Genomic DNA, 14,237 nt, shown 5'->3' on the forward strand with positions numbered 1-14,237 from the left:
AGATGAGCGAAGCGCTGAAAACCACCCCTGCGGAAGCTGTGTCGGCCAAGGTTCTGGCCATCACCAGCGGCAAAGGCGGCGTCGGCAAGACCTTTGTCGCGGCCAACCTGGCGGCGGCGCTGACCCGCCGCGGCCAACGCGTGCTGGTGCTGGATGCCGACCTGGGCCTGGCCAATCTGGACGTGGTGCTGAACCTGCACCCAAAGGTCACGCTGCACGATGTGTTCACCGGCAAGGCCACGGTGGACGAAGCCATTGTCAAGGCCCCGGGCGGCTTCAGCGTGTTGCTGGCCGGCTCGGGCATGGTCGAATACTCGCGCCTCACCCCTGAAGTGCGCGATGAATTTGTGCGCGTGCTGCGCAGCCTGCTGCCGCGCTTTGACGTGGTGCTGCTCGACACGGGCGCCGGCATTTCCGACGTGGTGTTGTTTGCGGTCTCGCTGGCCGGCGAGGTGTTGCTGGTGGCCACGCCTGAGCCCACCTCCCTGACCGATGCCTACGCCGCCATCAAGGTGCTGTCGATGCAACAAAAGCGCCGCCAGGTGCGCATGATCATCAACCAGACCGTCCGCCCGGGTGATGGCCGCGCCATCACCGGACAGCTGCAGCAGGTGCTGGACCGCTTTGTGAGCACCGACACAGGCCGCCCGGTGCGCCTGATCCACCTGGGCGACATCCCGGCCGACCCCTCGGTGCGCGACGCCGTGATGCGCCGCCAACTGCTGTCGATCAACAACCCGAACAGCCCCGCCGCGATGGCCATCGCCCAATTGGCCAACAAGATCGACGAAACGGTGCTGATCAAGGCCTGAGGCCGGGCATGTCCCGGGTATGCCCCCGGCATGGCCGCAGGCCATGCCTCAAGCCTCCTCAAGCCGCCGGGAGCGCTGCCCCCGGCAAGCGCCCTCACTCCTGCATCTGGTCGATGATGACCTGACCGAAGCCCGAGCAGCTGACCTGCACAGCGCCCTCCATCAGGCGGGCAAAGTCATACGTGACCTTCTTGCTCAGGATGGCCTTCTCCAGCGAGCGGATGATGAGGTCCGCAGCCTCCTTCCAGCCCATGTGGCGCAGCATCATCTCGGCGGAGAGGATCTCCGAGCCCGGATTCACGTAGTCCTTGCCTGCATAGCGCGGCGCCGTGCCATGAGTGGCCTCAAACATGGCCACGGTGTCCGACAGATTGGCCCCGGGCGCGATGCCGATGCCGCCCACCTGGGCCGCCACGGCATCAGAGATGTAGTCGCCATTGAGGTTGAGCGTGGCCACCACGCTGTACTCGACAGGGCGCAGCAGGATCTGTTGCAGGAAGGCATCGGTGATGCTGTCCTTGATCACGATCTGGCCACCGGTCTTGGGGTTGGGCACGCGCATCCAGGGGCCGCCATCGATCAACTCGCCGCCGAACTCCTTGGCGGCCAGGCCATAGGCCCATTCACGGAAGCTGCCCTCGGTGAACTTCATGATGTTGCCCTTGTGCACGATGGTCACATTGGGCTTGTTGTTGTCGATCGCGTACTGGATGGCCTTGCGCACCAGGCGCTCGGTGCCCTCCTGCGAGACCGGCTTGATGCCCAGGCCCGAGGTTTCGGGGAAGCGGATCTTGGTGATGCCGAATTCGTCGTGCAGGAACTTGATCAGACGCTTGGCCTGGTCACTGCCGGCCTCGAATTCGATGCCGGCATAGATGTCTTCCGAGTTCTCGCGGAAGATCACCATGTTGGTCTTCTCGGGCTCCTTGAGCGGCGAAGGCACGCCCTTGAAATACTGGATGGGGCGCAGGCAGACATACAGGTCAAGCTCCTGGCGCAAGGCCACGTTGAGCGAGCGGATGCCGCCACCCACCGGTGTGGTCAATGGCCCCTTGATGGACACCAGGTAGTCGCGCACCACATCCACCGTTTCCTCAGGCAACCAGACATCCGGCCCGTAGAGGTGAGTGGCCTTTTCGCCGGCAAACACCTCCATCCAATGGATCTTGCGCTGCCCGCCATAGGCCTTGGCCACCGCCGCATCCACCACCTTCAGCATCACCGGCGTGATGTCACGCCCGACACCATCGCCTTCGATGAACGGGATGATCGGATGATCGGGCACCTTGAGGGTCTTGTCCGCATTGACGGTGATCTTCTCGCCCTGCTCGGGAACCTGGATGTGCTGATAACGGGTCATGGACTGACGTCTCCGGTGAGGCTGAACAACTTAGCAAATGAAGTAAAACCTGCTGATCTTAGCGCCTGCCATTGCCGCCATCGACGACGGGCCAGAAGCCCTTGCGCGCCAAGGCCGGCGCGGGTCGACGGCATGGCGGCCGAAGCGCTTCGCCGATGCGGCCGGCGCGGGGCGCGCAGTCGTGCAAAGTTGGCCAGGCCGACGAGGCGACCCACTGTTTTTAGGCCAAAATCGAACGTGGATGTGAGCTGCTTTTGGGCCACACCACAGGATCACCCCACCATGAAACTGCCCCGCCACCCCCTGTCTCAGGCATTGCTGTGTGCACTGCTGTCGCTATCCGGCCTCGCCGCCTTCGCACAGGAAGGCCCTCAGCTCGACCTGCCCCGCGTGGCCTTGACCGCCGGCATGTACCAGATCGATGCCCAGGTGGCCACAGCCCCTGTCGAGCGCCAGATCGGCCTGATGAACCGCCCCAGCATGCCGCAACAGGAAGGCATGCTGTTCGTCTTCGAGGTGCCCGCCACCCAGTGCTTCTGGATGAAGAACACCCTGCTGCCCCTGACCGCGGCCTTCGTGGCCGATGACGGCACGGTGGTGAACCTGGTCGACATGAAGCCGCAGACCACCGACTCGCACTGCAGCAGCAAACCCGTTCGCTTCGTGCTGGAGATGAACCAGGGCTGGTTCCAGAAGCGGGGCTTCAAGGCCGGCCTCAAGCTCAGCGGTCCACCGTTCGAAAAACGTTGAACGGCTTCCCCGCCTGATTTTTCATCGCCCATGAAAAATGCCACCCGAAGGTGGCATGTCGAGGCCTGGGAGCGGCAGGCCGCTCCCATCGCAAGCCGCATGGCTCAGGCGAAGTTGGCTTCTGCAAAGCCCCAGTTGGCCAGCTTGTCGAGGAAGGTTTCGACAAACTTCGGACGCAGGTTGCGGTAGTCGATGTAGTAGGCGTGTTCCCACACGTCCACGGTCAGCAAGGCCTTGTCGGCGGTGGTCAGGGGGGTGCCCGCCGCGCCGGTGTTGACGATGTCGACGCTGCCATCAGGCTTCTTGACCAGCCAGGTCCAGCCCGAACCGAAGTTGCCGACAGCCGACTTCACGAAAGCTTCCTTGAAGGCCGCGTAGCTGCCCCACTTGGCGTTGATGGCGGCAGCCAGGGCGCCGGTGGGTTCACCACCACCTGCGGGCTTCATGCTGTTCCAGAAGAAGGTGTGGTTCCAGATCTGGGCTGCATTGTTGTAGATGCCACCGCTGGAGGTCTTGATGATCTCTTCCAGGGTCTTGGTTTCGAACTCGGTGCCCTTTTGCAGGTTGTTCAGGTTCACGACATAAGCGTTGTGGTGCTTGCCGTGGTGAAACTCCAGGGTTTCCTGGGAGTAATGCGGTGCCAGTGCATCGATGGCATAGGGCAGTGCGGGCAGGGTATGTTCCATGGTTTCCTCGTGTGGTTTATCGTGAAAAAACAGCTTTGCTGGCGCATTGTAGAAACTAATTCGAGCAGGCATGCGACAGCCCTCGATCAACCCGCCCACTGGCCCAGGATCCGCCCCAGCGGACGCCCCCGCCCGGTGCCTCCCCCCAGGCCGACGGAGCTCGTGTGCCCGCCTTTTCTGGCAAGGCCTCCAGCCCAGCCATGCAGCCTCAGGCCTCATGCAGAGCCCCTGCAACCAAGCCAAAGCAATGGCGATGCGGGCTGACACGGCAAAAGGCCCGAAACAGCCCGCCAATGTGACGCCTTCTTCGAAAATTGCAGTGCTTTAGGGCTTGGCAAGGCGCTCTGCCTGCGAAAGTACTCCACAAGCCACCGCAACCGCTGATCGCCGCTCCTCAGCCCTTCCGAGCATCCGGAAATCCAGCAAGTACGTGATAACCCCTTGATTTCATTGAATTTTCCAATGCCTATTTTTTAAGCAAAGTATGCAAACGACCATTTGGCGCCATCTGGGCGCGCTCCCCCCCCGAGTTCCCCACAAAGTTATCCACAGATTTTGTGAGTGACCGGACCGCAAGCACAGGCCATGCCGTTCGTCATAGCAGCGGCCCAAAGCTCCGCCATAATCCGGTGCGGAACCACACCCCCTGGGAGAGACCCTTTGTTTTCGATCATTCAAGCCGCTGGCTGGCCCATCTGGCCTCTGCTGGTCTGCTCCGTGCTGGCCTTGGCGCTCGTTCTGGAGCGGCTGATCAGCCTGCGGCCCTCCCGGATTGCCCCCCCCAGTCTGTTGGACGAAGCGCTCACGGTCTCTGCCCATGGCCTGCCGTCAGGTGAAGTGGTGCAACAGCTCGAGCAGAACTCGGCCCTGGGCGAGGTGCTGGCCAGCGGCTTCAAGGCCCTGCTGCAACACCCCCAATGCTCCGAAGCCGATCTGCGTGCCGAACTCGAGGGCACCGGTCGCCGCGTGGCGGCCCAACTGGACAAGCACCTCACCGCCTTGGCCACCATTGCATCGGCAGCCCCCCTGCTGGGCCTGTTGGGCACGGTGATCGGCATGATCGACATCTTTGGATCGCAGGCTGCCGGGCCGGGGGCCCTCGGCGGTGGCAGCAACCCGGCCCAACTGGCCCAGGGGATCTCGGTGGCCCTCTACAACACCGCCTTCGGCCTGATCGTGGCCATTCCGAGCCTGATCTTCTGGCGCTACTTCCGCAGCCGCGCCGACGCCTACCTGCTGACCATGGAACTGGCTGCAGAGCGCCTGCTGCGCCACCTCAACACCCTGCGCAAGTAAGCTCCCATGAACTTTCGCCCGCGCCGCCAGGATGAGCCCGAGATCAACCTGATTCCCTTCATCGACGTGCTGCTGGTGGTGCTGATTTTTCTGATGCTCTCCACCACTTACAGCAAGTTCACGGAGCTTCAGCTGCGCCTGCCCCAGGCCGATGCCGATGCACAACGTGACTACCCACGCGAGCTGATCGTGAGCGTCAGCGCCGAAGGGCGATTCGCCGTCAACAAGGTTCCGGTTCAAGGCAACCCCGACAGCCTGGCCATGGCCATGGCCGAGGCGGCCAAAGGCGGGCGAGATACGGTGGTGGTGATCAGCGCTGATGCCAGCGCCACCCACCAGTCGGTGATCAACGTGATGGAAGCCGCACGCCGCAGCGGGCTGTCGCAAGTCACGTTTGCCACCCAGTCCCCCCGGGCCGGCAATCGCTGAGGCCCCGCTTCACCCACCCACCATGACCCGATCCAGCACCGGGCTCTCGACACGCCTGCTGCAGGCCTGGCAGCACCGCGGCCCGGTGGCCTGGGCCCTGTGGCCGGTGTCACTGGTGCTGGGCGCGCTGGTGGCCCTGCGGCGCAGCGGCTACCGGCGAGGCTGGCTGGCCAGCCAACGCGTACCGGCGGTGGTGATCGTGGTCGGCAATGTGGTGGCTGGCGGAGCCGGCAAGACCCCCACCGTGCTGGCTTTGGTGCAATGGCTGCGCCAACGCGGACTGGCGGTCGGGGTGGTGTCGCGCGGCCACGGCCGCCAGACCGACGATTGCCGCGAGGTCACCGCCAGCAGCCAGGCCCATGAGGTGGGAGACGAGCCCTTGCTGATCCAGCGGCGCAGCGGCGCCCCGGTCTTTGTGGCGCGACTGAGGGCGCAAGCCGCGCAGGCCTTGCTGAGCCAGCATCCCAGCACCCAGGTGATCGTGTGTGACGACGGATTGCAACATCTGGCCCTGCAGCGCGACATCGAGCTGTGCGTGTTCGATGACCGTGGTGTTGGCAACGGCTTTCTGCAGCCCGCCGGGCCGCTGCGCGAGCCCTGGCCCCGGCCTGTGGATCTGGTGTTGCACACCGGTGAGCACCCCGCCTTTGCGGGCTACCGGGCCCATCGCCAATTGGCCTCTGTGGCACACAACGGGCACGGCGAGACCTGCCCTGTCGAGGTGTTGCGCCAGCGTGCCTGGCACGCCATGGCCGGCATCGCCCATCCCGAGCGGTTTTTCGGCATGTTGCAAGACCTTGGATTCGATGTGCAACAGACCACGGCGCTGCCCGATCACCATGACTTCCGCCATGGCGTGCCCCCCAGTGCCGCAGGACTCGGACTCATCTGCACCGAAAAGGACGCCCACAAGCTGTGGGCGATCCAGCCTGACGCCTGGGCCTTGCCGCTGCAATTCGAACCCGAACCTGCATTCTGGGTCGACCTGCAGCAAAGGCTGGAGGCGGCGCTATCATCCAGGCCTTCCTTTCGTACCTCCTGACCCAACACTTTCTCCGCATGGACAGCAAACTTCTTGAACTGCTGGTCTGCCCCGTGACCAAGGGCCCGCTGACCTACGACAAACAACGCGAGGAACTGGTGTCCCACAGCGCCCGCCTGGCCTACCCGGTGCGCGATGGCATTCCCATCCTTCTCGAAAACGAGGCGCGCACGCTCAGTGACGAGGAACTGGGCCTGTGAGCTACACGGTTCTGATCCCGGCACGGCTGGCGTCGTCGCGGCTGCCTGACAAGCCGCTGGCCGACATCGCAGGCCTGCCGATGGTCGTGCGGGTGGCGCGCCAGGCCCAGTTGAGCCAGGCCGCCCAGGTGGTGGTGGCCGCCGACGATGACCGCATCGTCGCGGCCTGCCAGCAACACGGGGTGCAGGCCATCCTGACCCGCGCCGACCACCCCTCGGGCAGCGATCGGCTGGCCGAAGCCTGCGGCGTGCTGGGCCTGGCAGACGACGAGCTGGTGGTGAATGTGCAGGGTGACGAGCCCTTGATCGACCCGGGCCTGATCGATGCCGTGGCCGCCCTGTTGCGCCAACACCCCGGGGCCAGCATGAGCACGGCCGCGCACGCCATTGACTCGCTGGAAGAGTTCAACAACCCGAATGTGGTCAAGGTGGTGCTGGAGGCATCGGGGCTGGCGCTGACCTTCAGCCGAGCACCCATCCCCTGGTCGCGCGATATGGCTGGCCAGGCCTGGTGGCGCAACCCGGCGGCTGCAGGGCTCAAACCATTGCGCCACATCGGCATCTACGGCTACCGCGTGGGCTTTTTGCGTGCCTTCCCCAGCCTGCCACAGGCACCGCTGGAGGTGGTGGAATCGCTCGAACAGATGCGGGCGGTGTGGCACGGACACCGCATTGCTGTCCACCTGAGTGAACAGGCTCCCGGCCCCGGCGTCGACACCCCCGAAGACCTGGCACGCGTGCGAGCGCATTTCAGCACGCTCCAGGACTGAATCTGCCGGGGCCCGGGCGCCAGCGCTTTGTCACAAGCGTAAGGCTGGCGCAGGGCTGCCCATGCTATCCTCTGGGCCAAATGAGCACTGCATCTGCCTTGGCCCTTCGGGGTCAGCTCGTGCGCAGCCAGTGGTGCCGGCCGATTTGACACTATCCGAGGACTTCCATGAGACTGATTCTGCTGGGCGCGCCAGGCGCGGGTAAAGGCACGCAAGCCACCTTCATTTGCCAGAAGTACGGCATCCCCCAGATTTCAACGGGCGACATGCTGCGCGCAGCGGTCAAGGCCGGCACCCCCCTGGGCCTGCAGGCCAAGAGCGTGATGGAGTCCGGTGGCCTGGTGAGCGATGAGTTGATCATCAACCTGGTCAAGGAACGCATTGCACAAGCCGATTGCGCCAATGGCTTCCTGTTCGACGGCTTTCCCCGCACCATCCCCCAGGCCGATGCCATGAAGGCGGCGGGCGTCAAGCTCGACTACGTGCTTGAAATCGATGTGCCTTTCGAAGCCATCATCGAACGCATGAGCGGCCGCCGCTCGCACCCGGCCTCGGGCCGCACCTACCATGTCAAGTTCAACCCGCCCAAGACCGAAGGCCTGGACGACCTCACCGGCGAACCGCTGATCCAGCGCGACGACGACAAGGAAGAGACCGTCAAGAAGCGCCTGGAGGTCTACAGCGCGCAAACCCGCCCTCTGGTGGACTACTACGGCAACTGGGCCAAGAGCGACGCCGCCGCCGCCCCGAAGTACCGCGCCATCAGCGGCATGGGCTCGGTCGATGAGATCACGGCTCGCGCCCTGCAGGCACTCGCCAGCTGAGCGCCCACTGGCCTCAAGCGACAAGCCACCTTCGGGTGGCTTTTTTGCGCGTGTGGACCAAGCTGCCGCAGGCAATCAAGCCATCAACTTCAGCATCAGGGCGACCCGGGCCTTGACCGGATTCAACCCGGGCATGACAGGCCAGCCCCCGGCCTCCGTCACCAGCACCGGGCCAAAGGCACAACGGGAACTGCGAACGACCGCCACGCCTGCCGCCGCAGCACGCTGCAAGGCCTGATCCAGGCCCTGGTTCAACGTGCCATTGCCAGTGGCCGCGATCACCAGACCGCGCACGCCTTGAGCCACCAAGGCGTCCACCTCACGCCCCTGCGCTCCGGCATGGCTGTACAACACGGACACCCAGGGCCAATCCACGGCCGGCAAAGCCAGACAAGCCGTGGCCAAGGGCGCCGACGCCGCGCTGTTCGGCGTTGAAGAAATGGTTCGCAACCATGTCACCCGCCCCTCGTACAGACGCGCACATGGTCCGACATCGCCTGAACTGAAGGCGTCCGGCTGATAGGTGTGCACCTTCTGCACCGATCTGGCTTCGTGAACCAGACCCGCACACACCACCAGCACCCCACTGGCCTGCGGATCAGCTGCCACCGCCACGGCATCGACCAGATTTTGCGGACCGTCCGGCGCCAACGCCGTCGCCGGGCGCATGGAGCAGGTCAGCACCACAGGCTTGGCACAGGAACCCAAGGTGGCGCTCAAGAAATAGGCGGTCTCCTCCAGCGTATCGGTGCCATGGGTGATCACCACCCCCTGCACGGAAGGGTCGGACAGCCAATGCTGAACTCGCTGCAACAACACCTGCCAGGTGGGGTGATCCATGTCCTTGCTGTCGAGTTGAGCCACCTGCTCGCAACTCACGGTGACACCCTGGGTCAAAGGCAGCCCCGCCAGAAGATCCGCCACACCACGCTGCGCAGCACGGTAGCCAATGTTGTCATCGGGTCTGCCGGCCTCGCCTGCGATGGTGCCGCCGGTACCCAATACAACAAGGTGCGAAGAAGTCGTGATGTTGGCTTGCATTTCAGAAAAAACTGGTGAAAAATACAGTTACTGGATATTAAAACAGCCCTCAGGAGCCGCCACCATGGACATGCCCAAGCTCACCGCACGACAGCAACAGATTCTGGAACTGATCCAGAGCGCCATCGGCCGCACCGGTGCTCCCCCCACCCGGGCCGAGATCGCATCCGAGCTGGGCTTCAAATCAGCCAATGCCGCCGAAGAGCACCTGCAGGCCCTGGCACGCAAAGGGGTCATCGAACTGGTCAGCGGCACCTCGCGCGGCATCCGACTGCGTGGCGAGACCTTGCGCCAGCTGAACCAAAGCCGTGACCCTCAATTCTCGCTGCCGCTGCCAGGTCTCAGCCAATTGGCCCTGCCACTGATCGGCCGCGTCGCCGCAGGCTCACCGATTCTCGCCCAAGAGCACGTGGATCAAACCTATTACGTAGAAAACAGCCTGTTCCAGCACAAACCCGATTACCTGCTGAAGGTGCGTGGCATGTCGATGCGTGACGCCGGCATCATGGACGGTGACCTGCTGGCGGTGCAATCCACGCGTGAAGCCAAGAATGGTCAGATCATCGTGGCACGGCTGGGCGAAGAGGTCACGGTCAAGCGTTTGCGAAAAACGCCCCAGCACATCGAGCTGATCGCAGAGAACCCCGATTACGCGCCCATCATCGTCCAACCGGGCGACCCGTTCGAGATCGAAGGCTTGGCCGTCGGTCTGATCCGGAACACCATGCTGATGTAAGGCAGAGGGCCTGCGCAGGTGGCGGGCGTTTGAGGCAAGACGAGCTTGCCGAACAACCCTGCGCTGGCTCTATCTTTCAATCCTGCCTGTGTTCAACCCCTGAATCGAACTGGAGTTTCACATGGGAAAGGCATTCAACACTGCCGTGCGTTGGCTCGCCCCTTTGGGCGCCATTCTGGCTCCCAGGCGCGTCAACCCCGCCACCTTGAACGATGCCAAGCTGGGCGCGCAAGCCTCCAACGCGGCATCGAAGCGCAGCGAACCTGCGCATGGCACACCCCAAACGGGCCAAGATCTTGTCGGCATCGCCATCCAACCGCGATCCCCCTCCGCCTCGCCTGAGGCACGCACAGCCCAGAAGCCTGCCGTGACCGCCACCCATGTGCATTCAGCACCCGCACCCAGCGCGAGGCCGCTTCGCGTGCTGCGGATCCGGGAGAATGCCCCCCACCCGCGACAGGCCGGCCGACTGGTGATCTCTGGGCGCATGGCCGATGTCTGCGCCGAGCTGGAGCGCCTGGCCGCCGCCCACCCAGGCCTGGTGCACTGAGCCTCGAAGGCCGGGCCTCACCTGGCCGTGCACGCCGCACGCCGATGCTCCGTCGCAATCACGGCCACCCCTGAACGCATCTGAACGCATCTGAACGCATCCGAACACCTTCAAAACGGCAAGGCACGCGTCAGTCCCCAGGCAGTCCCGACCCCAGCCGCTCCTGGACCGGGCAAATGCCCGCATTCACCCCCTCGCGATCGATGATCCTCCTGTTCCAAGCCCGACGCCGATCGCAGGCAAGGCACAATCAGGGGATGAACATTGTGATTCTGGACGACTACCAAGACGCAGTGCGCAAACTCAATTGCGCGGCACGACTGGACCCTTACTCCGCCAAGGTCTACACCAACACGGTGAAGGGCCTTGGGCAGCTTTCGGTGCGGCTCAAGGATGCGGAAGTCATCGTGCTGATTCGGGAGCGGACTCACATCACACGGCAACTGATCGAAAAGCTGCCCAAACTCAGGCTGATCTCTCAGACCGGGCGGGTTGGTAGCCACATCGACGTGGGCGCTTGCACCGAAAAAGGCATTGCTGTGGCCGAGGGCGTTGGATCTCCCGTGGCACCTGCCGAGTTGACCTGGGCTCTGATCATGGCGAGCATGAGGCGGCTGCCCCAGTACATCTCCAACCTCAAGCACGGCGCATGGCAGCAATCGGGACTGAAGTCCGCCTCCATGCCACCCAACTTCGGTCTGGGCAATGTGCTTCGAGGCAAGACGCTGGGCATCTGGGGTTACGGCAAGATCGGACAACTGGTCGCCAGCTATGGCGCGGCATTTGGCATGAACGTGCGCGTCTGGGGTCGGGAGGCATCGCGGGCCCAGGCCTTGTCGGATGGCTACCAGGCGGCCAACAGCCGCGAGGAATTCTTTGAGCAATGCGATGTGTTGAGCCTTCACCTGCGCCTGAATGACGACACCCGGGGCATCGTGACCCTGGAAGACCTGTCGCGCATGAAGCCCAGCGCCTTGATCGTCAACACATCCCGCGCCGAACTGCTGGAGCCCGATGCCTTGATCGCAGCCCTGAACCGTGGCCGCCCCGGCATGGCGGCTGTAGACGTGTTCGAAAGTGAGCCCATCTTACAGGGCCATGCCCTGCTGAGACTGGAAAACTGCGTCTGCACCCCCCACATCGGCTACGTGGAGCTAGACAGTTACGAGTTGTACTTTGGCGCCGCTTTCGACAACCTGGTGAACTACATCCGAGGCACACCCACCAACATCGTCAACCCGGGTGCCCTGCAGGTTCGCCGCTGATCCAGGCCACCTCAAGATCGCGCTGATGCCAGCGCACACAGGCTGGTGCGACTCAAGATCCAGGTTCCAGCCATGGGTCTTGGGAGGTCAAATCTCAGACAGCCTCAGCGCCGCAGGCCCATGACCTCAGGCCTTGTCCGGCTTGGAGAGTGACTTCGCAAGATCGGCTTCAAACATGTCGAAGTCAATCAGATTGCTGTCTTCGATGGTCGAAGACTCCACAGGCATCGTTACCGGGGCCCGATCCAATTCGCCAAGCCCGGTCCCGTCGAGGGTGAAGTCCAGCGGTGAGTCCAGGGGCGAATCAAGTGGCGAGTCAAATGGTGAATCCAGGGGTGAAACAAGCGCCTCCCCCTTGGCCGCACCCGGCCCAGCTTTGCCGCGCTGATCAACAAGCAGTTCCGTCGGAGCCCTGGGTGCAACCAAAGCCGACTCCATCTCACTCAAATCCAGATCCAGGTTCATCACGCTGTCGGTGTCTGGCATCTGGGTCGATGGACCAAAGCCCGAAATCGGGCCCACGGGCATGAATTCCACAGGGATTTGTCCAGGGCTTGCAGCAAACTGAGAGTCGCGCACGCTCTGGAAGGCCGTGGACAGGTCACCGGCCTGCAAACGCGGGCTGCTGACCCCCGAGGCACCATCACTGCGCGCCTCCTGGTCGAGTTGGCGCGCCACGGCTTGCAGCACCAGCAGTTCCTTGAACGCGTCCAGATCAAAAAACTCACCGATAGAGACGGCATGGGGGCGGAACACCGCATCCTCAACCGCCTTCAGCGCCCCTGGACTGCCCCAGACCTTTTCGAGGTAAGAGAGAGTGCGCGGGTAGGATTCCAGCGTCTTGCCTGCCTTGGAGAAGGCACTGAAGGCAGGTACTTCGGCACTGAAAGTCTGGTTGAAACGCTCGCGAAGACGCGCGTATTCGCCGGTGTGGCTGAGTGTGTGGTGGATTTTCAGCAGATCCAGGTAGGCCAGAGGCGTGCTTTCCGGATGCTGATCAATGTAGTTCTGCAACACGGCGATGGCCTCATCGTACTGACCGAGCGAAACGAAGAACTCGGCGTGCTGCTGCACATCAAACAGATCCAATGAGGGCTTCGCGCCCGCTCCCGGCACAGGCACACCGACGGAGTCAGACGGGCTCGCGGGCCGCAATTCGGATTTCAGGAAATCGGTGGGCGATGCCGCAGAGGCCTTGCCCATGCTCTCCAGACGCTGGAAGGCCGATTCGCTCAGGTCCAGATCCACATGGACACCCGACATCGAGGGCAGAAATGCTGGCTTGGCCACATCGGCCAGGACAGGCTTAGGCTCAACAGCCGCAGGCGCTTTGCCAGCCGCAACAGGGGCCTGCTCAGGCAGGATGGAGGCCCCGGCATCCGCCGCCTGGTTTGATTTGAGGCCAGCCTGCCACCAAGGCGTCTTTCCCTTGCGGGATGTCTTGGGCACCGCAGCGGCCGCCTTGGGGGCGACGCCACTGCGCTTGATGCGCAGCCCAAAATAAGCCCCAGCACCGAGCAGCAGAAGCACCAAGCCGCTCAAACCATACACGAGCGGATTGGCGTAGCGCTCATCCTCGGCCTCAGCCAGTCGCCCCTTCAGCTCGTTCAACTGCGCCTGGCTTTGCTTGTCCAGTGACTTGAGACGCTTGTTCTCGGCCTCCAAACGCGCACGGTCGTCGGTGTCCGACAGAATCTGCTCCAGCGACCGGTTGAGCGAGGCCCAAGCCGCCAAGGCCTGGGCTCGCTGCGGAGAGGCCCCCTCTTGCGGCACCACACTGAGCATCGGCGAAGGCTTCAATCCCACAACGCGCTCAGGCACATCCACCGGGCCGTCCAGTCGGAGGCGGGCCTTGCTCCCCTGTGAGGCAGCCGTTGGCTTGGCAGTCGCCACTTTGGGCGCCGCGTTGCGCGCTGCCGTTGAAGTGCGATCAGCCGCCTGGGCTGGCGAAGCGCCCCGTGCACCACGCGATGCACTCGAAGAAGCCGAGGCCAAGGGCGCTTCCGACACGGTTGTTTTGGGGGCCTGCACCATCGGCAACGGCACCACAGAAGCAGAGGCGACTGCGGATGTCGACGCTCGGGAATCCTGCGGCAAATCCGTCAGCAGCACATAGCGGCGGGAGACCTGCTGACCGCAGGTCGAGGACAGCATCACGGTCACCATGGGCTCATCCACCGCGACGCTGGATCGCAAACGCACGACGCGGTCGCCGGCGCTGCCGGAAATCGCCAGTGTGACGCGGGAGCCGTCAATGACAGTGTCGCCCTGGGTCAACTGCGCACGCAGGCACCCCGCGTCCACGTCTTCGCCGGAGTCGAGTTTCAACTCGAACGCCAGCGAAAGCGTCTGACCCAATACAGCGGTACCGCGCACGCCCCCCAAGCTGAGAGCAAAACTGCTTCCAGCCAGCGCCAACAGTGGCACCCCAACGAAAATATTACGTATTTTCACAATTTCGTGTTTGCTTTATCGC

At 63.5% G+C, this 14,237-nt stretch carries 15 protein-coding genes; 11 read left to right on the forward strand and 4 right to left on the reverse strand.

The window, feature by feature from the left end; translation table 11 throughout:
• The first annotated feature begins 2 nt into the window (after positions 1–2).
• The gene (locus tag L880_RS0129305) at positions 3–812 is read left to right on the forward strand and encodes a MinD/ParA family protein (protein WP_027478624.1); all 810 of its coding nucleotides are present in this window, start codon (positions 3–5) and stop codon (positions 810–812) included.
• Positions 813–906: 94 nt separating this feature from the next.
• Here the strand turns inward: L880_RS0129305 and icd are convergent, their stop codons facing one another.
• Positions 907–2,172, reverse strand: a complete 1,266-nt coding sequence (gene icd / locus L880_RS0129310; protein ID WP_027478625.1) for an NADP-dependent isocitrate dehydrogenase — start codon at positions 2,170–2,172, stop codon at positions 907–909.
• A 282-nt stretch (positions 2,173–2,454) separates the two neighbouring features.
• Between icd and L880_RS0129315 the strand changes: the two genes are divergently transcribed.
• The gene (locus L880_RS0129315; protein ID WP_027478626.1) at positions 2,455–2,922 is read left to right on the forward strand and encodes a DUF192 domain-containing protein; all 468 of its coding nucleotides are present in this window, start codon (positions 2,455–2,457) and stop codon (positions 2,920–2,922) included.
• Positions 2,923–3,026: 104 nt separating this feature from the next.
• Here the strand turns inward: L880_RS0129315 and L880_RS0129320 are convergent, their stop codons facing one another.
• Positions 3,027–3,608: a superoxide dismutase gene (locus tag L880_RS0129320; RefSeq protein ID WP_027478627.1), complete on the reverse strand. Its 582-nt coding sequence runs from the start codon at positions 3,606–3,608 to the stop codon at positions 3,027–3,029.
• Positions 3,609–4,268: 660 nt separating this feature from the next.
• Here L880_RS0129320 and L880_RS0129325 point away from each other — a divergent pair.
• The 6 genes from L880_RS0129325 to adk all read left to right on the forward strand — a co-directional run bounded on the left by L880_RS0129325 (position 4,269) and on the right by adk (position 8,169).
• Entirely contained in the window at positions 4,269–4,904 is a 636-nt protein-coding gene (locus L880_RS0129325) for a MotA/TolQ/ExbB proton channel family protein (protein WP_027478628.1), read from the forward strand.
• A 6-nt stretch (positions 4,905–4,910) separates the two neighbouring features.
• Positions 4,911–5,333 (forward strand): ExbD/TolR family protein, encoded by a 423-nt coding sequence (locus L880_RS0129330; RefSeq protein ID WP_027478629.1) that lies wholly within the window; start codon positions 4,911–4,913, stop codon positions 5,331–5,333.
• Between the two features lie 22 nt (positions 5,334–5,355).
• The gene (gene lpxK, locus L880_RS0129335) at positions 5,356–6,375 is read left to right on the forward strand and encodes a tetraacyldisaccharide 4'-kinase (RefSeq protein ID WP_027478630.1); all 1,020 of its coding nucleotides are present in this window, start codon (positions 5,356–5,358) and stop codon (positions 6,373–6,375) included.
• A gap of 17 nt (positions 6,376–6,392) precedes the next feature.
• Positions 6,393–6,575, forward strand: coding sequence for a Trm112 family protein (locus tag L880_RS0129340; protein WP_027478631.1), 183 nt, complete (start codon positions 6,393–6,395; stop codon positions 6,573–6,575).
• Positions 6,572–7,345, forward strand: a complete 774-nt coding sequence (gene kdsB, locus L880_RS0129345) for a 3-deoxy-manno-octulosonate cytidylyltransferase (protein WP_027478632.1) — start codon at positions 6,572–6,574, stop codon at positions 7,343–7,345. The genes L880_RS0129340 and kdsB overlap by 4 nt, the downstream gene beginning before the upstream one ends.
• A 167-nt stretch (positions 7,346–7,512) precedes the next feature.
• Positions 7,513–8,169, forward strand: a complete 657-nt coding sequence (gene adk, locus L880_RS0129350) for an adenylate kinase (RefSeq protein ID WP_019573480.1) — start codon at positions 7,513–7,515, stop codon at positions 8,167–8,169.
• 75 nt (positions 8,170–8,244) lie between these two features.
• On the opposite strand, the gene L880_RS0129355 is transcribed toward adk, so the two are convergent.
• On the reverse strand, positions 8,245–9,210 hold the full coding sequence (locus tag L880_RS0129355) for an asparaginase (RefSeq protein WP_027478633.1): 966 nt from the start codon (positions 9,208–9,210) through the stop codon (positions 8,245–8,247).
• A gap of 64 nt (positions 9,211–9,274) precedes the next feature.
• Between L880_RS0129355 and lexA the strand changes: the two genes are divergently transcribed.
• The 3 genes from lexA to L880_RS0129370 all read left to right on the forward strand — a co-directional run bounded on the left by lexA (position 9,275) and on the right by L880_RS0129370 (position 11,761).
• A complete protein-coding gene (gene lexA, locus L880_RS0129360) occupies positions 9,275–9,946 on the forward strand; it encodes a transcriptional repressor LexA (protein WP_027478634.1) in 672 nt (223 codons plus the stop codon).
• Between the two features lie 367 nt (positions 9,947–10,313).
• Positions 10,314–10,496: a hypothetical protein gene (locus L880_RS35980; protein ID WP_157463109.1), complete on the forward strand. Its 183-nt coding sequence runs from the start codon at positions 10,314–10,316 to the stop codon at positions 10,494–10,496.
• A 257-nt stretch (positions 10,497–10,753) separates the two neighbouring features.
• Positions 10,754–11,761, forward strand: a complete 1,008-nt coding sequence (locus L880_RS0129370; RefSeq protein WP_027478635.1) for a D-2-hydroxyacid dehydrogenase family protein — start codon at positions 10,754–10,756, stop codon at positions 11,759–11,761.
• Positions 11,762–11,887: 126 nt separating this feature from the next.
• Here the strand turns inward: L880_RS0129370 and L880_RS0129375 are convergent, their stop codons facing one another.
• On the reverse strand, positions 11,888–14,215 hold the full coding sequence (locus tag L880_RS0129375; protein ID WP_157463110.1) for a type IV pilus assembly protein FimV: 2,328 nt from the start codon (positions 14,213–14,215) through the stop codon (positions 11,888–11,890).
• Between the last annotated feature and the right edge of the window lie 22 nt (positions 14,216–14,237).

It is taken from the genome of Curvibacter gracilis ATCC BAA-807 (assembly GCF_000518645.1).
Taxonomy (GTDB): Bacteria; Pseudomonadota; Gammaproteobacteria; order Burkholderiales; family Burkholderiaceae_C; genus Curvibacter; species Curvibacter gracilis.